This is a genomic window from Bradyrhizobium sp. USDA 3256, assembly GCF_054058275.1.
The window spans coordinates 8,213,209-8,231,415 of sequence record NZ_JBSSAE010000002.1 but is presented as its reverse complement, the minus strand read 5'-3'; the positions used below and the strand labels follow the sequence as shown (position 1 = coordinate 8,231,415).

The 18,207-nt window shown below is 64.7% G+C and carries 16 protein-coding genes; 7 read left to right on the top strand and 9 right to left on the bottom strand.

Annotation, left to right across the window (positions count from 1 at the left end; genetic code table 11):
• Positions 1-29 precede the first annotated feature (29 nt).
• The 3 genes from ACVWY5_RS40740 to ACVWY5_RS40730 are packed head-to-tail and all read right to left on the bottom strand — an operon-like array spanning position 30 to position 3,691.
• A complete protein-coding gene (locus tag ACVWY5_RS40740) occupies positions 30-710 on the bottom strand; it encodes a response regulator (protein WP_016843264.1) in 681 nt (226 codons plus the stop codon).
• Positions 711-746: 36 nt separating this feature from the next.
• A complete protein-coding gene (locus ACVWY5_RS40735) occupies positions 747-1,949 on the bottom strand; it encodes a c-type cytochrome (protein ID WP_321176917.1) in 1,203 nt (400 codons plus the stop codon).
• 26 nt (positions 1,950-1,975) lie between these two features.
• Complete coding sequence (locus tag ACVWY5_RS40730; protein ID WP_028335210.1) at positions 1,976-3,691, bottom strand: PQQ-dependent dehydrogenase, methanol/ethanol family; 1,716 nt, start codon at positions 3,689-3,691, stop codon at positions 1,976-1,978.
• Positions 3,692-4,095: 404 nt separating this feature from the next.
• Between ACVWY5_RS40730 and ACVWY5_RS40725 the strand changes: the two genes are divergently transcribed.
• From ACVWY5_RS40725 to ACVWY5_RS40710, 4 genes are all read left to right on the top strand, one after another.
• On the top strand, positions 4,096-4,581 hold the full coding sequence (locus ACVWY5_RS40725; RefSeq protein WP_028335209.1) for a (2Fe-2S)-binding protein: 486 nt from the start codon (positions 4,096-4,098) through the stop codon (positions 4,579-4,581).
• Between the two features lie 90 nt (positions 4,582-4,671).
• On the top strand, positions 4,672-7,011 hold the full coding sequence (locus ACVWY5_RS40720; protein WP_028335208.1) for a xanthine dehydrogenase family protein molybdopterin-binding subunit: 2,340 nt from the start codon (positions 4,672-4,674) through the stop codon (positions 7,009-7,011).
• Between the two features lie 13 nt (positions 7,012-7,024).
• Entirely contained in the window at positions 7,025-7,825 is an 801-nt protein-coding gene (locus ACVWY5_RS40715) for an FAD binding domain-containing protein (protein ID WP_028335207.1), read from the top strand.
• A gap of 325 nt (positions 7,826-8,150) precedes the next feature.
• Positions 8,151-9,263, top strand: coding sequence for a CaiB/BaiF CoA transferase family protein (locus ACVWY5_RS40710; protein WP_028335206.1), 1,113 nt, complete (start codon positions 8,151-8,153; stop codon positions 9,261-9,263).
• Positions 9,264-9,436: 173 nt separating this feature from the next.
• Here the strand turns inward: ACVWY5_RS40710 and hppD are convergent, their stop codons facing one another.
• On the bottom strand, positions 9,437-10,555 hold the full coding sequence (gene hppD, locus ACVWY5_RS40705; RefSeq protein ID WP_028335205.1) for a 4-hydroxyphenylpyruvate dioxygenase: 1,119 nt from the start codon (positions 10,553-10,555) through the stop codon (positions 9,437-9,439).
• Between the two features lie 123 nt (positions 10,556-10,678).
• Between hppD and ACVWY5_RS40700 the strand changes: the two genes are divergently transcribed.
• Positions 10,679-11,155 (top strand): Lrp/AsnC family transcriptional regulator, encoded by a 477-nt coding sequence (locus ACVWY5_RS40700; protein WP_028335204.1) that lies wholly within the window; start codon positions 10,679-10,681, stop codon positions 11,153-11,155.
• An 81-nt stretch (positions 11,156-11,236) separates the two neighbouring features.
• Positions 11,237-11,548, top strand: a complete 312-nt coding sequence (locus ACVWY5_RS40695; protein ID WP_028335203.1) for a DUF1272 domain-containing protein — start codon at positions 11,237-11,239, stop codon at positions 11,546-11,548.
• Positions 11,549-11,709: 161 nt separating this feature from the next.
• On the opposite strand, the gene fahA is transcribed toward ACVWY5_RS40695, so the two are convergent.
• The 5 genes from fahA to ACVWY5_RS40670 all read right to left on the bottom strand — a co-directional run bounded on the left by fahA (position 11,710) and on the right by ACVWY5_RS40670 (position 17,410).
• Entirely contained in the window at positions 11,710-12,981 is a 1,272-nt protein-coding gene (gene fahA / locus ACVWY5_RS40690) for a fumarylacetoacetase (RefSeq protein ID WP_028335202.1), read from the bottom strand.
• A gap of 232 nt (positions 12,982-13,213) precedes the next feature.
• Positions 13,214-14,560, bottom strand: a complete 1,347-nt coding sequence (gene hmgA / locus ACVWY5_RS40685) for a homogentisate 1,2-dioxygenase (RefSeq protein ID WP_028335201.1) — start codon at positions 14,558-14,560, stop codon at positions 13,214-13,216.
• Positions 14,561-14,562: 2 nt separating this feature from the next.
• Complete coding sequence (locus tag ACVWY5_RS40680) at positions 14,563-15,516, bottom strand: MBL fold metallo-hydrolase (protein ID WP_028335200.1); 954 nt, start codon at positions 15,514-15,516, stop codon at positions 14,563-14,565.
• Between the two features lie 28 nt (positions 15,517-15,544).
• Positions 15,545-15,772 carry a DUF2783 domain-containing protein gene (locus ACVWY5_RS40675; protein WP_028335199.1) on the bottom strand — a complete coding sequence of 76 codons (228 nt, stop codon included), beginning with the start codon at positions 15,770-15,772 and terminating at the stop codon, positions 15,545-15,547.
• 9 nt (positions 15,773-15,781) lie between these two features.
• Positions 15,782-17,410 carry an FAD-dependent oxidoreductase gene (locus ACVWY5_RS40670; protein ID WP_028335198.1) on the bottom strand — a complete coding sequence of 543 codons (1,629 nt, stop codon included), beginning with the start codon at positions 17,408-17,410 and terminating at the stop codon, positions 15,782-15,784.
• Between the two features lie 169 nt (positions 17,411-17,579).
• Between ACVWY5_RS40670 and ACVWY5_RS40665 the strand changes: the two genes are divergently transcribed.
• Positions 17,580-18,140 carry a MarR family winged helix-turn-helix transcriptional regulator gene (locus tag ACVWY5_RS40665; protein WP_028335197.1) on the top strand — a complete coding sequence of 187 codons (561 nt, stop codon included), beginning with the start codon at positions 17,580-17,582 and terminating at the stop codon, positions 18,138-18,140.
• Positions 18,141-18,207: the final 67 nt, after the last annotated feature.

The following is an 18,207-nucleotide window of genomic DNA, read 5'->3' as shown; positions in this document are numbered from 1 at the left end:
CAATGCGCCCGCCTCGCAGTGCAGCACGGCTAGGGCGCCTTCTCCGCCTTTGCGCCCGAGCAGGCCTCCGGGACCGGAAGCGGAATCTTGCCGAGCTCGATGATCGCCTTGTTGCGGCTGAACAGCTTCAGCTTGCGCAGGATCTCGGTGACATGCGCCTTCACGGTGGATTCCGCAAGCTTGAGCTCGGCGGCGATCTCGCGGTTCTGCAGGCCGCGGATGATCAGATGGAGCACCCGAATTTGCTGCGGCGTCAGCTTCTGAATGCGTTCGCGCAGCGTCCGCGCCGTCTCGGACTGTTCCAGCGCACCGACCGCGACGAAATCCCGCGGCGCCGAGACCGACCCGCTCAGCACGCGCGCGATCGCCTGCGAGAGCTCGCCGAGCGAGGTCGACTTCGGCAGATAGCCGACCGCGCCCATCTCGAGCGCCTCGCGGATGGTATGCTTGTCCTCTTCGCTCGAGACGATGGCGATCGGCAGCCGCGGATAGCGATCCCTGATCTTCTGAAAGCCGGAGAAGCCGACCACGTCGGGCAGCAGCAGATCGAGCAGCGCCAGGTCGATATTCGGCTCGCTGGCGAGGATGCCAAGCGCCCCCTTGATCGAGGTGGCCTCATAGATCCGGGCATCGGGATGCGAGATGCGAATGGCGTTGCCAAGCGCCTCCCCGAACAGGGGGTGATCGTCGATGATCAGGAACCCCATCATGAGGACCCTCGCACTGCAATTTGCGAATCGCAGCTTCTAGTTCGATCCGCCGGTATCCTGCACGCTCTGCAGATAGACATATACGTTTCTGAGCTCGTCGTCGTTGAAGACGTCCTTCCAGGCCGGCATGCCCTTGGCTGGCCGCCCGTCATGGACCGTCTTCCAGAAAGTCGATTCCATATCGTCAGCATAGCGCTTCTTGAGCAGCCTGAGATCGATCTTTCGCTCGGCCTGCACCGCGTCCGGGCCGTGGCAATGCGCGCAGGTTCCGTTAAAGACCTCGCGCCCGGCGGTGGCGTCCCCTTTGGCATCGCCGGCGGTCGCGGCGGTCTGAACCGGTTTCTCGGCCGCGGCCGCCTGCCCGACCGTGACGGGCTCGCTGGAGCCGACGGATGACGTCGTCGCCCGGTCCGCCTCGCCGAACTTCACCGGTGCGCCGTTCGGCACGCCATATTTGGCAAACAGGGCGGAAATCTCCGGCTGCAGCGCCGGCAGCACGCCGTCGACTTCATCGCGCAGCGCGCCGGACGCCTTGGCGAAACCGATCGCGGTCGCCCAGAGCAGGCCGTCGCCCTCGGTCGACACGATCTGGTATTTGTCGCCGTAGCTGGTCTTGTTGAGCCAGCCGGCCACCGGTGCCCAGATGAAGGCGATGTCGACCTTGCCCTGTTCGAGCGCCGCCATGCCCTCCTCCGGGCTGAGCACGGTCACCTTCCGGATATCGTCGCGCAGCGCGAGCAGGTTCTGCGGCGTCGATTGATACTGCACCGCAACCCGCAATCCCCTGAGGTCGTCGATGCCGGCAAGCTTGCGGTCCTTGCTGCCGACCAGTGCGTAGCCCTCATGGGCGATCGGCTTCGAGAAGATCACCGCCGGGCCCATGAAATCGTCGATCAGCGGCAGGCCGACCATGGCGTCGCACTGCTTGCTGAGCAGCGTCTCCCGCACGGTGCGCTTGCCGAAATAGGACTTGTACCAATTGGTGCTCACCGTACGGCCGAGCTTCTGCGCCACCGCCTGGCCGATCTCGAGATAGAGGCCGGGCTTGCCCGGGTCGTCGCTCGAGAACGGCAGGTTGGTCGGGTCGGCGCAGAGCCGCAGCGGCGGTTTTGTCTCGCCGGCGCCGGCCGCCAGGGCCGGCACCATGAGCAGGGCGGAGAGCAGCACGGTCCGGATTGCATGTTCCAACCGCGTGTTGCGCGAGGGGGTGCGCAGTTCGTTTCGGGCGATGCAAGACACGGACAATGCTGCCTCCTTGACGATCGTTACTGCAGGGCGAACACGAACAGCGAGCCACCTTCGGGCGCCGCGGCGACCATCTTCTTGCCGATGTCACCGAGGAAGGCCGGCAGCGCCGCGGTGCGTCCGACCACGATCGCGACATACTGCTTGCCGTCGACCGAATAGGTCACGGGACCCGCGCCGATGCCGCTGCCGAGGTTCTTGCTCCACAGCACCTTGCCGTTCTTGGCATCGATGGCGCGGAAGTCGCCGTGCAGATTGCCGGAGAACACCAAATTGCCGCCGGTCGTCAGCGTGCCGCCGTTGAAGGGCAGGTCTTCCTTGATGCTCCACACCTTCTTGTTGGCGATCGGATCCCAGGCCACGAGTTCGCCGAGGAAGCCGCCGGGGCCCGGCTTGGTCGGGAATTCGGCGCCGAGATAGAACACGCCGCGCTTGTAGTTCACGTCAGAGACCGACCAGTCCATGCAGACATTGTTGCTCGGGATGTAGACGAGGCCGGTCTGCGGGTTGAACGACATCGGCTGCCAGTTCTTGCCGCCGATCAGGTTCGGGCAGATGTCCTTGGCGGGATGGCCCGGGCCCGGACGCTTGTCCGGATCCTCTTCCGCCCGCATCGTGTTGATGTCCCATTTCTTGGCCCAGTTGGCGAAGACGTATTTCTCCGCGGAGATCATCTTGCCGGTCTCGCGGTTGGCCACGAAGAAGAAGCCGTTGCGGTCCGCCTTCATCAGCACGGGCGTCTCGGTGCCCTTGATCTTGAGGTCGGCGAGCAGCAGCTCGTTGACACCGTCATAGTCCCAGGCGTCGGCCGGCGTGCCCTGGATGTGCCACTTGATCTTGCCGGTGTTGGGATCGATCGCCAGCGTCGAGGCCGTGTAGAGGTTGGTCAGCTTGCCGAAATTGCCGTCGCCGGTGGAGCGCACTGCGGTATTCCACGGCCCCGGATTGCTGGTACCCCAGTAGACCGTGTCGGACTTGGCATCATAGGAGCCGACCAGCCAGGCGGCGCCGCCGCCATGCAGCCCGGTGTCGCCCTTCCAGGTCTCGCTGCCGGGCTCGCCCGGCGCCGGCACCGTGTAGGTCTGCCAGAGCAGCTTGCCGTCCTTGAGCGAGAACGCCTGCAACGCGCCGCGGACGCCATATTCACCGCCGCCGAAGCCGGTGATGACCTTGTCGCGGACGACGAGCGGCGGCGAGGTGATGACCGAGCCCTGCTTGTAGTCGACGACCGTCGAGGTCCAGAGCTCCTTGCCAGTCTCGGCGTCGAGCGCGGTCAGCTTGCCGTCGAGCCGGCCGACGAAGATCTTGCCGTCGGCATAGGACACGCCGCGATTGTTGACGTCGCAGCAGGCGTATTGGAGCACGTCATCCGGAATGTCGGGCTGCCAGGTCCATTTGCGGGCGCCGGTCGCGGCATCGATCGCATAGACGTATTTCGGACCCCACGAGGTCGACACATACAGGTTCTTGCCGATCACGACCGGCGACGACTCGTTGGAGCGGAGCGAAGCCAGCGACAGCGAATAGACGAGCTGCAGCTTGCCGGCGTTCTCGGAGTTGATCTGCTTCAACGGGCTGAAGCGCGTATTGCCGTAGTCGTGGCCGGCGATTGCCCATCCGTTGGGATCGGACGCCGCCTTGACGACGGAATCATTCGCTTTCGACGCACCAATGCCTGCCAGCACCATGGCGACCAGCGACACGCCGGCAAAGAAAATCCCGCTCCTCAGCTTCATTGGCTTCCTCCAATATGGTTTCGTTGCCGCGATGGATGCATCGCGCGCGCGGATCGCTGCCGAATTTCATGAACCAGCGATCTTCTGCCGCTGCGTCGGCGATGAAAATGACAGCAACGCCTTTGCGTCGTTATAGGCGGAAGGTAGTAGCGATCGCGGCGACGATTTTGGCGTGCGGCGAGCACCGTCAGCTTGCCGAAAACCGCTTGCGCTGCCGGGCAATTTCGTCGCGCCGGAGTGCGCCGCCGGCAGCTTGCAAATTGCCCATTGAACGGCTGCCTGCTAGGATCGCAGGCACTGCCCGGCGCCTTCATGACAAGGTCGCGACTACGACTTTGATCGCGGTTACGACCCACATGAAGCGTGGTCTACTGGGCCCATAACGAAGCTATTGGGAGAAACGCGTGTCTACAGTCAAACTGACGGTAAACGGCAAGGCGGTCTCGGTCGACGTTGAGGACCGAACCCTCCTCGTGCACCTCTTGCGCGAAAACCTGAACCTCACCGGCACCCACGTCGGCTGCGATACCAGCCAGTGCGGCGCCTGCGTCGTGCATGTCGATGGACGGGCGGTCAAATCCTGCACCATGCTGGCCGGCCAGGCCGCGGGCTGCAACGTCACCACGATCGAAGGCCTCGCCAAGGGCGACGAGCTGCACCCGATGCAGGCGGCGTTCCGCGACAATCATGGCCTGCAGTGCGGCTATTGCACCCCCGGTATGATCATGTCCGCGGTCGACATCGTGCACCGGCATGGCGGCAAGCTCGACGAGGAAACGGTTCGCCACGAGCTCGAAGGCAACATCTGCCGCTGCACCGGCTACCACAACATCGTCAAGGCAGTGCTCGACGCTGCCGGCCGCATGAAGGTTGCGCAGGCCGCCGAATAGCGCGCCACGCACCGCGTACGATCAAGCTCACCACCGCCGGTCTCGATGGAAACGGCGGCAAATCGAATCTCCGGTCGGGAGGACTAGACAATGGGTGTTGAAGGAATTGGCGCACGTGTCGTGCGCAAGGAAGATCGCCGGTTCATCACCGGACAGGGACGTTACGTCGACGACGTCAAAATGGTCGGCATGAGCTACGCTCACTTCATCCGCAGCCCGCATGCGCATGCCAAGGTCAAGGGCATCGATTCAGCCGAGGCCATGAAGATGCCCGGCGTGATCGCAGTGCTGACCGGACAGCAGATCGTCGACGACAAGGTCGGCAATTTGATCTGCGGCTGGGCCATCACCTCGAAGGACGGCTCGCCGATGAAAATGGGCGCGTGGCCGGCGATGGCGCCGGAGACCGTGCGCTTTGTCGGACAGGCGGTCGCGGTCGTGATCGCCGAGACCAAGAACCAGGCCAGGGACGCCGCCGAAGCGGTCGTCGTCAACTACGAAGAACTTCCCGCGGTGCCTGACATCAAGGCCGCGATCAAGCCGGGCGCCGCGCAGCTTCATCCCGAAGCTCCCGGCAACATCGTGTATGACTGGCATCTCGGCGACGAAGCCGCGGTCAAGGATGCCTTCAGCAAGGCGGCCAATGTGGTGACGCTCGACCTCACCAATAACCGCCTGGTGCCGAACGCGATGGAGCCGCGTGCGGCGATCGCGCATTACGACCAGGCCGAAGAGCACTACACGCTCTACACGACGTCGCAAAACCCGCACGTCGCCCGCCTCGTGCTGTCGGCGTTCTACAACATCGCGCCCGAGCACAAGCTGCGCGTGATCGCGCCCGACGTCGGCGGCGGCTTCGGCTCCAAGATCTACATCTATCCGGAAGAGATGGTGGCGCTGTGGGCCTCCAAGAAGGTAGGGCGCCCGGTGAAGTGGACCGGCGACCGTTCGGAAGCCTTCCTCACCGACGCGCATGGCCGCGACCATGTCTCGAAGGCGGAGTTGGCGTTCGACAAGGACAACAAGATTCTTGGCCTGCGGGTGAAGACCCACGCCAATTTCGGCGCCTATATGTCGCTGTTCTCCTCGGCGGTGCCGACCTATCTCTACGCGACGCTGCTGTCGGGCCAGTACGTGATCCCGGCGATCTACGCCGAGGTGATCGGCGTCTACACCAACACCACGCCGGTCGACGCCTATCGCGGCGCCGGCCGCCCCGAGGCGAGCTATCTGATCGAGCGCATGATGGAGACGGCGGCGCGGCAATTGAAGGTCGATCCGACCGAGCTGCGCAAGAAGAACTTCATCACCCAGTTCCCGTATCAGACGCCTGTGATCATGGCGTATGACATCGGCGACTTCCACGCCTCGATCGATGCCGCGATGAAAGCGATCGACTATGCCGGCTTCCCGGCCCGCAAGGCCAAGGCGAAAGCCGACGGCAAGCTGCGCGGCATCGGCATCTCCTGCTATATCGAGGCCTGCGGCATCGCGCCGTCGAAGGCGGTCGGCAGCCTCGGCGCCGGCGTCGGCCTGTGGGAATCGGCGGAGATCCGCGTCAATCCGGTCGGTACCATCGAGGTGCTCACCGGCTCGCACAGCCACGGCCAGGGCCACGAGACCACGTTCTGCCAGATCATCGCGGAGCGGCTCGGCGTGCCGATCAGCCAGGTCTCGATCGTCCATGGCGACACCGACAAGGTTCAGTTCGGCATGGGCACCTACGGCTCGCGCTCGCTCGCGGTCGGCGGTACGGCGATCGTGAAGGCGATGGAGAAGGTCGAGGCCAAGGCCAAGAAGATCGCGGCGCATGCGCTCGAGGCGTCCGAGAGCGACATCGTGATCGAGAACGGCGAGTTCAAGGTCACCGGCACCGACAAGTCGATCGCGCTGCCGATGGTCGCGCTCGCCGCCTACACCGCGCACAATCTGCCCGAAGGCATGGAGCCCGGCCTGAAGGAGACGGCGTTCTACGATCCGACCAACTTCACCTTCCCCGCCGGCGCCTATATCTGCGAGCTCGAGGTCGATCCGGGCACCGGCAAGACCTCCTTCGTCAACTTCGTCGCGGCCGACGATTTCGGCCGGCTGATCAACCCGATGATCGTCGAAGGCCAGGTCCATGGCGGCCTTGCACAGGGCATCGGCCAGGCACTGCTCGAAGGCGTGGTCTATGACGGCACCGGTCAGCTCATGACCGCATCCTTCATGGACTACACCATGCCGCGCGCGGACGATCTGCCCTCGTTCCAGCTCTCGCACACCACGACGCTGTGTCCGGGCAACCCGCTCGGCGTCAAGGGCTGCGGCGAGGCCGGCGCGATCGGCGCCTCGGCTGCCGTGATCAATGCGATCACGGACGCGATCGGCAACAACAAGCTGGAAATGCCGGCGACGCCCGATCGCGTCTGGCACGCCATTCACGGTTGAGGGAGGAAGAGCCATGTACGAGACAAATTATCACCGCGCTTCCTCGGTCGCTGACGCCGCCGCAACCTTCGCCAAGGGCACGGAATCAAAATTCGTCGCCGGCGGACAAACCCTCCTTCCGGTGATGAAGCAGCGTCTTGCCGCGCCTACCGACGTGATCGACCTCTCCAAGGTGCAGGAGATGATCGGCATCGAGGTTTCGGGGGATACGGTCACCATCAAGGGCGCGACTCCGCATTACGATGTGGCGCAAAGCGACGCGGTACAGAAGGCGATCCCGGCGCTCGCCGATCTGGCGTCGATGATCGGCGATCCCGCCGTGCGCTATCGCGGCACGATCGGCGGCTCGCTCGCCAACAATGACCCGGCGGCGGATTATCCGGCGGCGGTGCTGGCGCTCGGCGCGACGGTCAAGACCAACAAGCGGTCGATCGCGGCGGAGGATTTCTTCAAGGGCCTGTTCACGACGGCCCTTGAGGATGGCGAGATCATCACCGCAGTGTCGTTCCCGGTTCCGGCCAAGGCCGGCTACGCCAAGTTTCCCAATCCCGCCTCGCGCTTCGCGCTGACCGGCGTGTTCGTCGCCAGGACCAAAGCCGGTGACGTCCGCGTCGCCGCGACCGGTGCTTCGCAGAGCGGCGTCATGCGGGTCGCGCCGATCGAGCAGGCGCTGAAGGCAAACTGGGCGGCCTCGGCGCTCGACAGCGTGACGATCCCGGCGAGCGGCCTGCTCGCCGACATCCACGGGTCGGCGGATTACCGCGCCAACCTCGTGAAGGTGATGGGACAGCGGGCGGTGACCGCGGCCGGTTAATCAAGCATGATCCGGAAAAGTGCGAGGCGGTTTTCCGGAAAGATCATGCTCAAACAAAGCGCTAAAGCGTGATGACGATTCTCATCGCGCTTTAGCGCCTAAACACAAGTCTGCAACGGCGCGCCGCAATGCGCGCCGTTCGCGTTTTTACCGGCGGCACAGACAAAAGGTGCTTGCCACATCCGGCTTTAGGCGAGACAATTTAGCTAATCAGCTAATTAAAAATACCGTCCCACGGACGGCTGGGAGAACGCATGAAGTTCGGCAACCAAGCCAGCCGCGACATCTCAGCCGCCTAGCGCCCCGCAACCAACGGAAGAACAACGTGCTCGATAAACCCGCCTCCCAGACCGCCGCTCGTACCTCGGGCCCGCTCGCCGGCTTCCGCATCGTCGAATTCGCCGGCATCGGCCCCGGCCCGTTCGCCTGCATGCTGCTCGCCGACATGGGCGCCGAGGTCATCACCCTGGACCGCATCGGCGCCGGCAAGAATTTGAAGGCGGTTGCAACCCGCGGCCGCAAGGTCATTGAGCTCGATCTCAAGAACAAGGCGGCGGTTGCCGAAGTGCTCGACCTGCTCGGCCATGCCGACGCGCTGATCGAGGGCTTTCGGCCCGGCGTGATGGAGCGTCTCGGCCTCGGCCCCGATGTCGTGCTCGCGCGCAATCCGAAACTGGTCTATGGCCGCATGACCGGCTGGGGCCAGGAAGGCCCACTCGCCAATGCCGCCGGCCATGACATCAACTACATCTCGATCACCGGCGCGCTGGCTGCGATCGGCACCAAGGAGAAGCCGGTGCCGCCGCTCAACCTGGTCGGCGATTTCGGCGGCGGCGCGCTCTACCTCGTGGTCGGCGTGCTCGCCGCGCTCTTGGAAGCGCAGAAGTCCGGCAAGGGCCAGGTGGTCGACACCGCGATGTGCGACGGCGCGGCCTCGCTGATGTCGATGTTCTACGACATGGCCGCGCAGGGCCGCTGGAGCGGCGGCCGCGACCAGAATTTCCTGGATGGCGGCGCGCATTTCTACGGCGTCTATGAATGCTCCTGCGGCAACTTCATCTCGATCGGCTCGATCGAGCCGCAGTTCTACGCGCTGCTGCGCAAGCACGCCGACCTGACCGACGCCGACTTCGACGCGCAGATGGATCGCAAGGCGTGGCCGGCGCTGAAGGAGAAGTTGACCCGGGTGTTCAAGAGCAAGTCGCGCGCGGACTGGTGCCAGATCATGGAAGGCACCGACATCTGCTTCGCGCCGATCCTGACCATGGAGGAAGCGCCCAAGCATCCGCACATGGCCGCACGCCAGGTGTTCGTCGAACGCCACGGCGTGACCCAGCCCGCCCCCGCGCCGCGCTTCTCGCGCACACCGTCCGCGATCCGCGAGCCGGAGTTGGCGAATATTGGCGACGTGACCAGCGCGTGGAAGGCGGGGAAGTAAATCTCGCTGTCGTCCCGGCGAAGGCCGGGACCCATAACCACTGAACGGAGTTGTTGCGCACGCCCCTACCGCGGGACTACCACCCGACATACCCGATGGATTCCGCGGTATGGGTCCCGGCGTTCGCCGGGACGACAGCTATGGCTGAGCGCTAGCGTGGCATTACGGCGTCCTTACGCCGCGTGATCGACCTTCAGCACGCCGCGGCGGATCTGGTCTTCCTCGATCGATTCGAACAGCGCCTTGAAGTTGCCTTCGCCGAAGCCGTCGTCGCCCTTGCGCTGAATGAACTCGAAGAAGATCGGCCCGATCGCGTTGGCCGAGAAGATCTGCAGCAGCACCTTGGTCTGGCCGCCGTCGACCACGCCCTCGCCGTCGATCAGGATGCCGTTGGTCCTGAGCCGCGCGACGTCCTCGCCATGCTTGGGCAGGCGGGCGTCGATCCGCTCGAAATAGGTGTCGGGCGGCGACGGCATGAACGGCAGGCCATCGGCGCGCAACCTCTCGACGGTCGCGTGGATGTCGCGCGCCCCGCAGGCGATGTGCTGGATGCCCTCGCCGCGATAGACGTTGAGATATTCCTCGATCTGACCGGAATCGCCGGCGTCCTCGTTGATCGGGATCCGGATCTTGCCGTCCGGGCTGGTCAGCGCGCGGGAGAACAGGCCGGACGCGCGGCCCTCGATGTCGAAGAAGCGGATCTGGCGGAAGTTGAACAGCTTGGCATAGAAGCCGGTCCAGACATCCATCCGGCCGCGATGGACGTTGTGGGTGAGGTGATCGACGTAATACAGGCCTGAGCCCGGGGGGCGCGGGTTGGCCGCGCCGAGCCATTCGAACTCGGAATCATAGGCCGAGCCCTTGGTGCCGTAGCGATCGACGAAATAAAGCAGGCTGCCGCCGATGCCCTTGATCGCGGGCACATCGAGCGTCTTCGCTGCGGGCGCGACATCCGCCGGCTCCGCGCCGAGCGCGATCGCGCGCTCATAGGCATGCTTGGCGTCGACCACGCGGAACGCCATCGACGGCGCGCAGGGGCCGTGCGCGGCGACGAAGTTGAAGCCGTGGCTGCCCGGCTCCTCATTGACGAGATAGTTGATGTCGCCCTGGCGATAGACCGTGATCTGCTTGGTCCGGTGGCGGGCGACCGCGACGAAGCCCATCAGCTTGAACAGGGCGTGCAGCTCCGCCGGATTCGGATGGGCATATTCGACGAACTCGAAGCCGTCGGTGCCCATCGGGTTCTCAGTGCTGATTTCGGCCGGCGGCGCATCGTGCGGAAACGGACCCATGGCGGCAACTCCCTGATTTGTCTGGAGATCAGTTTCCGTCACCTGCTGCGCAACGTGCGTGCAAAATGGGTCCCATTTTGCTATTCTCGCGCACGATCCGTGCATGAAGTGGACGTTCGACGCATGCCTGAAGTGGACGCTTTCGACCTGAAAATGCTCGCCGCGCTGCAGGACGATGGCCGGCTGACCAACCAGCAGCTGGCCGACCTCGTCGGGCTGTCGGCATCGCAATGCTCGCGGCGGCGGATGCGGCTGGAGGAGGAGAAGGTCATCGCCGGCTACCATGCCGACCTCGCCGGCGAGGCGCTCGGCTTCGGCCTGATCGCCTTCATCCACATCACGCTTGCGACCCACTCGCCCGACAACGCCAAGCGGTTTCGCGAGCTGGTCAACCGCGTCGACGATATCCAGGAGGCCTACGCACTGACGGGGGATGCCGACTACGTGCTCAAGGTGATGCTGCGCGACCTCAAGAGCCTGTCCGACATCGTCAACAACGTGCTGATGCCGCACCAGAGCGTGGCCCACGTGCGCTCCTCGATCGTGCTCGACCGCCTGAAGGAGAGCACCAAGCTGCCGCTGAAGTCGCTACAGGCGTGATGGCTCGAATCGAGGGAAATCCGCCATTCGCTTTTGCGGCTTGGCTTGCGATCATTCCGGCAACGGCAAGAGAGATGAACCATGGCGCTGCAGCTGCGACCGAACTGCGAATATTGCGACAAGGACCTGCCACCCAGCGCCACCGACGCGCGGATCTGCTCCTATGAATGCACGTTCTGTGCGGATTGCGCCGAGACCAGGCTCGGCAATGTCTGCCCAAACTGCGGCGGCGGTTTTGCGCCGCGGCCGATCCGCCCGGCCAAGCCGTGGCGGCCGGGGGTCTGCACGGTCAACCAGCCGCCGTCGGACAAGCGGGTGCATTTGAAGTACAGCCTCGAGGACGTCGCGGCGAATACGGCGCGGCTGAGGGACGTCAGGCCCGAGGAACGGTGAGTTTGCACGCCTGTCGGGCACCCTCCCCCTGAAAGGGGGAAGGTGGGATGGGGGTCAGCCGCGAGCGCTGGCGTCTACGGAGAGACCAGATCTACTCGGTTTGCTGCGCAAACCGACCTCCCCTTTTCAAGGGAAGGTGAAGCCGCGGAATGCGCGGAGACTTACTTCGCCGCGATGATCGTGCCTTCGACCTCGCCGAAGCCGACGCGATAGCCGTCGCCCTGGCACCAACCGCGCATCACGAGCGAATCGCCGTCCTCCAGGAAGGACCGCGTGACGCCGCTGGCGAGTTCGACCGGCTCGGTGCCGTTCCAGCTGATTTCCAGGAGACTGCCGCGCTGACGCTTTTCGGGGCCGGAGATCGTGCCGCTGCCTAGGAGATCGCCGACATTCATCGCGCAGCCGCTGGAAGCGTGGTGCACGAGCTGCTGGACCGACGACCAGTACATGTATTTGAAGTTGGTGCTGCAGATCGTCTTCGCCTCGTTCATCGCACCGGCGCGCAGCGCGACGTCGAGCTGCATGTCGTAATTGTTCGGCTGGGTCTGCTTGAGGTACGCCAGCGGCTCCGGCTGCTGCGCCGGGCCCTGCATGCGGAACGGCTCGAGCGCCTCGCGCGTCACAACCCACGGGCTGATCGAAGTCGCGAACGCCTTGGCCTGGAACGGGCCGAGCGGCACATACTCCCACTGCTGGATGTCGCGCGCGCTCCAGTCGTTGAGGATGACGAAGCCGAAGATCATCTCCTCGGCCTGCTTCTCCGTCAGCATCTCGCCCATCGGCGAGGCCTGGCCGACGACCACGCCCATCTCGAGTTCAAAATCGAGCCGCTTGCAGGCGCCGAAGCTCGGCACCTCTGATGTCGGCGGCTTCAGCTGACCGCGCGGCCGCCGCACCTTGGTGCCTGACACGACGACGGTCGAGGCGCGGCCGTTATAGCCGATCGGCATATGCAGCCAGTTCGGCTGCAGCGCATTGTCCTTGCCGCGGAACATGACGCCGACATTAGTGGCGTGCTCCTTCGACGAATAGAAGTCGGTGTAGCCCGAGACCGCAAACGGCATGTGCAGCCTGACGTCGGCCATCGGCACCAGCGCCCGCGCCCGCAATTCCCTGTTGTCGCGTAGCTCCGGATGATCCGAGCGGAGCAGCTCGCTGATCCGTGCCCGCGTCGCCGACCACACTTTCGGCCCGAGCGCCATGAAGGCGTTGAGCGACGGCTGCGAGAACACGCCGAGCGGCCCGACATCGAGCCGCGAGTCCTGCTCGAGCTCCCAGAGGTCGAGCACATAATCGCCGATCGCAACGCCGACGCGCGGCGCAAGACCATCCTTCGACGAGAACACGCCGTAGGGCAGGTTCTGGATCGGGAAGTCGGAGGTCGGGGCGACGTCGATGAAGGAGCGGAGCTTTGGGTCGTTGGGGTGGGGCATGGTGATCCCGGTGCAATCAGATGCGATGGCTGATGTTTATTCACCCTCCCCTGGAGGGGGTCGAGACGAGCGAAGCTCGCTCTTGGGTCGACGCGAATGAAATGAGCGGCGGGGTGGGGTGACGGTCTATCCGCGAAGCACACTGCCCGTGTTGAGAGATCACCCCACCGCGGTACGCATGTCGCGTTGCTCCATGCGTACCGACCCTCCCCCTCCAGGGGAGGGTGAAGACCTACGGCTTGTTCGGATCGAACTTCTTTTCCAAGCCCTTCCAGCAATCCGAGTAATCGTCCTGCAGCGTCGACGACTTCGCCGCATGTTCGGTCACGCGCTGCGGGAAGCGGGTCTCGAACATGAAGGCCATCGTGCCGGTCAGCTTCACCGGCTTCAGCTCGCTGTTGCTGGCGTGTTCGAAGGCTTCGCGGTCGGGGCCGTGCGGCAGCATGCAATTGTGCAAGCTGATGCCGCCGGGCACGAAGCCCTGCGGCTTGGCGTCGTAGACGCCGTAGATCAGGCCCATGAACTCCGACATGATGTTCATGTGGTACCACGGCGGACGGAAGGTGTTGTCGGCCACCATCCAGCGCTCCGGGAAGATCACGAAGTCGATATTCGCGGTGCCCGCGGTCTCCGACGGCGAGGTCAGCACCGTGAAGATCGAAGGATCGGGATGATCGAAGGCGATCGCGCCGACCGGCGAGAAGGTGCGCAGATCGTATTTGTAGGGAGCGTAATTGCCGTGCCAGGCGACCACGTCGATCGGCGAATGGGGCAGCGTGGTCTTGAACAGCGAGCCGCCCCATTTGACGTAGAGCTCGGTCGGCGTGTCCTTGTCCTCGTAGCTAGCCACCGGCGTCAGGAAGTCGCGCGAATTGGCGAGGCAGTTGGCGCCGATCGGGCCGCGCTCCGGCAGCGTAAAAGCGCCGCCGTAATTCTCGCAGAGATAGCCGCGCGCCGGGCCGCCGGGAATTTCGACGCGGAATTTGACGCCGCGCGGGATCACGACGATCTCGCCCGGCTCGGCGTCGATGCGGCCGAACTCGGTGACGAAGCGCAGATTACCCTGCTGCAGCACGAACATCATCTCGCCATCGGCATTGTAGAAATGCTGATCGACCATCGATTTGGTGATGAGGTAGATGTGCGCCGCCATGCCGGCCTGGGTGTTGGCATCACCCGCCGTGGTCATGGTCTGCACGCCCTGCAGGAAGGTCATGTCCTCCTTCGGGATCGGCGCGGGGTCCCAGCGCAGCTGTGCGATCGGCATGTCGTATTCGTGGCACGGCGCGGTGCGCCACAGCCCGGCATCGGCCTTGGCGAAGCGGCCGGAGTGCCGCACCGATGGGCGGATGCGATAGAGCCAGGAGCGCTCGTTGGTGCCGCGCGGCGCCGTGAACGGCGAGCCGGACAATTGCTCGGCATAGAGCCCGTAGGCGCAGCGCTGCGGCGAATTGCGCCCCATCGGCAGCGCGCCGGGCAAGGCCTCGGTCTCGAAGCTGTTGCCGAAGCCGGACATGTAGCCCGGGGTGACTTGCCCTGAGCTGCGGACGATCTGATCAGGCGAGGTATTGATGTTCATCGCTATCCTCCTTGCAGGGCGGCCCACATTTCCTGGTCGCGCTTGTCGGTCCAGATCACGGGATCGTCGATCCCCGACGCCTCGTCATAGGCGCGCGAAACGTTGAACGGCAGGCAGTGCTCGTAGATCGCAAAGCTCGAGAACTTCGGATCCATCACCTCGCGCGTCGCCGCCATCGATTCCTTCAGGCTGCGGCCCTTGGCGACGGACGATTCGGCGGCGCCGTAGAGCGTGGTGACGAAATCGCGCGTCATCGCGATCGCATCGCGCCCGGTGGCGAGGCCGTTCAGCGCGTCGCCGCGGCCCGGCGCGATCGCCTTCGGATTGAAGGCGCGGATCTCGTTCAAGGTCGTCGGCCATTCGCGCAAATGCGCATCGCCGCAATAGCAGGCCGAGTGATATTCGATCAGATCGCCGGAGAACATCACCTCGGCATCCGGCACCCAGGCGACGATGTCGCCCGAGGTATGGCCGGCGCCGAGCTGCATCAGCCGCACCTCACGCTTGCCGAGATAGATCGACATCTCGCCCTCGAAGGTCAGCGTCGGCCAGGTCAGGCCGGGGATGCTCGCGGCATCCTGGAACAGCCGCGGGAAGCGGCCATATTCGGAATCCCAATCCTGCTGGCCGCGCTCCTCGATCAGGCGATAGGTTTCCTGCGAGGCGACGATGCCTTGCGCGTGATAGGCGGAGGCGCCGAGCACGCGCACCGCGTGATAATGCGACAGCACGACATATTTGATCGGCTTGTCGGTGACGGTCTTGACGCGCTCGATCACCTTGTTCGCCATCGCCGGCGTCGCCTGCGCGTCGAACACCAGACAGCCGTCGTCGCCGACGATCACGGCGGTGTTGGGATCGCCCTCGGCGGTGAAGGCATAGAGATCGGTGCCGATCTCCGAGAAGGTGACCTTCTTCTCCGAAAGATCCGTGGTCGATGCGAAACCTTTGGCCATCAGTTCAATCCTGTCCGTTTGCTCAGTGCTATTGTTGTTGCTGCTGTTGCTGCTGGCTTGCATCAAGCATCCGCCGCTTCGCCAGCGCGATCGCCTCGCGCAGCACGTCGAGATCGCCGATATGGTTGGCGAGCACCAGAACCAGCGCGGCATCGAGATCGGCGCTCTGCGCCTCGGTGAGGCCGCGATGGGCCTCGACGATGGCGCGGAAGGCGTCGTCGGGCTTTGCGAAATTCGAACTGGTCGACAGCACCATGACTGCTCCTCAGTTCAGGCCGGCCGCGCGTGCCAGCGCCGCATCGAGCTCCGGCCGTGCCGCGTTGCGGAAGCGTGCGGCGACATAACCGTCCGGCCGCAGCAGATAGGCGGTGCCGGGCTCGGCATCATAGCGTTTGCCGGCAAGGCCCTGCGCGTCGACCAGCCCACCCTCGCCGCCGACCCGGATGCTGCCGACGCCGTCCGGCACATCGACAGCAGCGCCATTGCCAAACTCCAGCAGCGTGAAGCGCGTTCCCTGCCTGATGAAAACGTCGGTCAGATAGGTGGAACCGCCGCCCCGCTCTGTCACCGGCGCATCCGGCATCGAGGCGCCGGGCCGCGGGCCGCCGCGCCAATCGTCGCGATCGCTGCTCGACAGCGGCGTGTCGTAGACCGACGGCACCGACAGCCGCCCGCCATTGACCATGCGCTTGCCGAACTCGGTATCCTTGGCAAGCGATAGCACGGCCTGACGCAGCCGCGCTTCCTGTTTCGTCGCCGGCGCCATGAAGTCGGTCGAGCGGGTGGACTCGCGGATGTTCTCGTCCGCCGCCGCGCTGCGCTCGATGTGATAGCTCTCCAGCAAGCCCTCCGGCGACAGCCGGCGCAGCACGCGGTCGAGCTTCCACGCCAGATTCTCGGCGTCCTCGAGCCCGGAATTGGCACCGCGTGCGCCGAACGGCGAGACCTGATGCGCGGAATCCCCGGCAAAGATCACCCGGCCGTGGATGAACTTGGCCATCCGGCGGCACTGGAACTTGTAAAGCGAGATCCATTCGAACTCGAACTTGTCGTGCCCGAGCATGCGCTCGATCCGCGGCCGGACATTCTCGGGCTGCTTCTCGGCCACCGGATCGGCATCCGGATTGAGCTGCAGGTCGATCCGCCAGATATCGTCCGGCTGCTTGTGCAGCAGCGCGGAGCGTCCGGCATGGAACGGCGGATCGAACCAGAACCAGCGCTCGGTCGGAAACGCCGCCGTCATCTTGACGTCAGCGATCAGGAACTGGTCCTCGAACACCTGGCCTGCGAATTCCGCGCCGACCATCTGCCGCAGCGAGGAACGGGCGCCATCGCAGGCGACCACGAAGGTCGCGTGCACCTGGTAGGAGCCGTCGGGAGTTGCGATGGTCAGCGCAACGCCATCGTTACGGCTCTCCAGCGCGATCACCTTGTTGCGCCAGCGCAGGTCAATTTCAGGCAGTTGCCCCACCCGGTCGACCAGATAGGCCTCGGCATAGAACTGCTGCAGGTTGATGAAGGCGGGCCGCTTGTGGCCTTCCTCAGGCAGCAAATTGAACTGGTAGAGCTGCGAGGCGCCGTGGAAGATCTTGCCGACGCTCCACACCACGCCTTTCTCGACCATGCGGTCGCCGACCCCGAGACGGTCCCAGAACTCAAGCGAGCGCTTCGAGAAGCAGATTGCGCGCGAGCCTTCGCCGATCCGGTCGGCATCGTCGAGCAGCACCACGCGCTGGCCGCGCTGCGCAAGATCGATCGCGAGCGACAATCCCACCGGCCCGGCGCCGACCACGACGACGGGATGCTCCGCGACATTGGCGCCCGAGCGCTCCTGGTCGGGGTGACGGCGATAGCCGAACTGGGTTTTGGCCTGTGCCGTGTTGGCGTGTGCCATTGCGTGACCCTGGATGTTTCCCTTGCGCCGCGGCCTCTGGCTGCGGTTCTGTGTGACCGGCCCGCGACCGGGACCTTGCGAGCCGGCCGCGACCTTGCTAAATTAGTCTCACTTGCAACTATCTTAAACCCCCAGTCGGGGCTGCCGTCAACTCAAATTGGAGAGATTTTTGGCACGGACCTCTGCAAGCCAGCCTCCAGCCCGCCCGCGCAGTGCCGTGGAAGCGGAGGTGCGCGACACTATCGCGCCGACCAAGAAGCGCCTCGATCTCTTCCATTTCATGCCGTTCCGCCTGAACCGGCTGGCGGCCGAGGTGTCCTCGGCGCTGTCGAGCGAATATCAGGCGCGCTACGGGCTCGACATTCCGGAGTGGCGCGTGCTCGCAACGCTCGGCTTCCGCAGCGATCCCTGCAGCGCGCAGTATATCGCGCACTGCACGCGCACCCATAAATCCACCATCAGCCGCGCGGTGTCGGCGCTGATGGAGCGCGAGATCGTCGAGCGCGTCGAGAACGCCGACGACCGCCGCGAATTCCGCCTGCGACTGACCAAAAACGGCCAGACGCTATACGAGGAGCTGATCCCGCGCCTGCTGCGCAAGGAGCAGGAGATATTGTCCTGTCTCTCCGCACAGGAGCGCCGCGACCTCGGCCGCCTGCTCGGCAAGGTCGAGAGCAGCCTTGAACTGGTGCAGACCAGCGAAGAGGCCGACGCGAAGGACGTGTATTAGGCCACAGCCATACCTCCGCTGTCGTCCTGGCGAAAGCCAGGACCCATACGCCGCGGCCTGTGTTGTG

Bases quoted from the DNA above. Each gene is read 5' to 3' on its own strand.
- ACVWY5_RS40715 (WP_028335207.1), top strand. From the start codon at position 7,025: ATGTACGAGACAAATTATCACCGCGCTTCCTCGGTCGCTGACGCCGCC.
- ACVWY5_RS40670 (WP_028335198.1), bottom strand. From the start codon at position 17,410: ATGGCACACGCCAACACGGCACAGGCCAAAACCCAGTTCGGCTATCGC.
- ACVWY5_RS40740 (WP_016843264.1), bottom strand. From the start codon at position 710: ATGATGGGGTTCCTGATCATCGACGATCACCCCCTGTTCGGGGAGGCG.
- ACVWY5_RS40675 (WP_028335199.1), bottom strand. From the start codon at position 15,772: ATGGTGCTGTCGACCAGTTCGAATTTCGCAAAGCCCGACGACGCCTTC.
- ACVWY5_RS40695 (WP_028335203.1), top strand. From the start codon at position 11,237: ATGGCGCTGCAGCTGCGACCGAACTGCGAATATTGCGACAAGGACCTG.
- fahA (WP_028335202.1), bottom strand. From the start codon at position 12,981: ATGCCCCACCCCAACGACCCAAAGCTCCGCTCCTTCATCGACGTCGCC.
- ACVWY5_RS40680 (WP_028335200.1), bottom strand. From the start codon at position 15,516: ATGGCCAAAGGTTTCGCATCGACCACGGATCTTTCGGAGAAGAAGGTC.
- ACVWY5_RS40730 (WP_028335210.1), bottom strand. From the start codon at position 3,691: ATGAAGCTGAGGAGCGGGATTTTCTTTGCCGGCGTGTCGCTGGTCGCC.
- ACVWY5_RS40700 (WP_028335204.1), top strand. From the start codon at position 10,679: ATGCCTGAAGTGGACGCTTTCGACCTGAAAATGCTCGCCGCGCTGCAG.
- hmgA (WP_028335201.1), bottom strand. From the start codon at position 14,560: ATGAACATCAATACCTCGCCTGATCAGATCGTCCGCAGCTCAGGGCAA.
- ACVWY5_RS40720 (WP_028335208.1), top strand. From the start codon at position 4,672: ATGGGTGTTGAAGGAATTGGCGCACGTGTCGTGCGCAAGGAAGATCGC.
- hppD (WP_028335205.1), bottom strand. From the start codon at position 10,555: ATGGGTCCGTTTCCGCACGATGCGCCGCCGGCCGAAATCAGCACTGAG.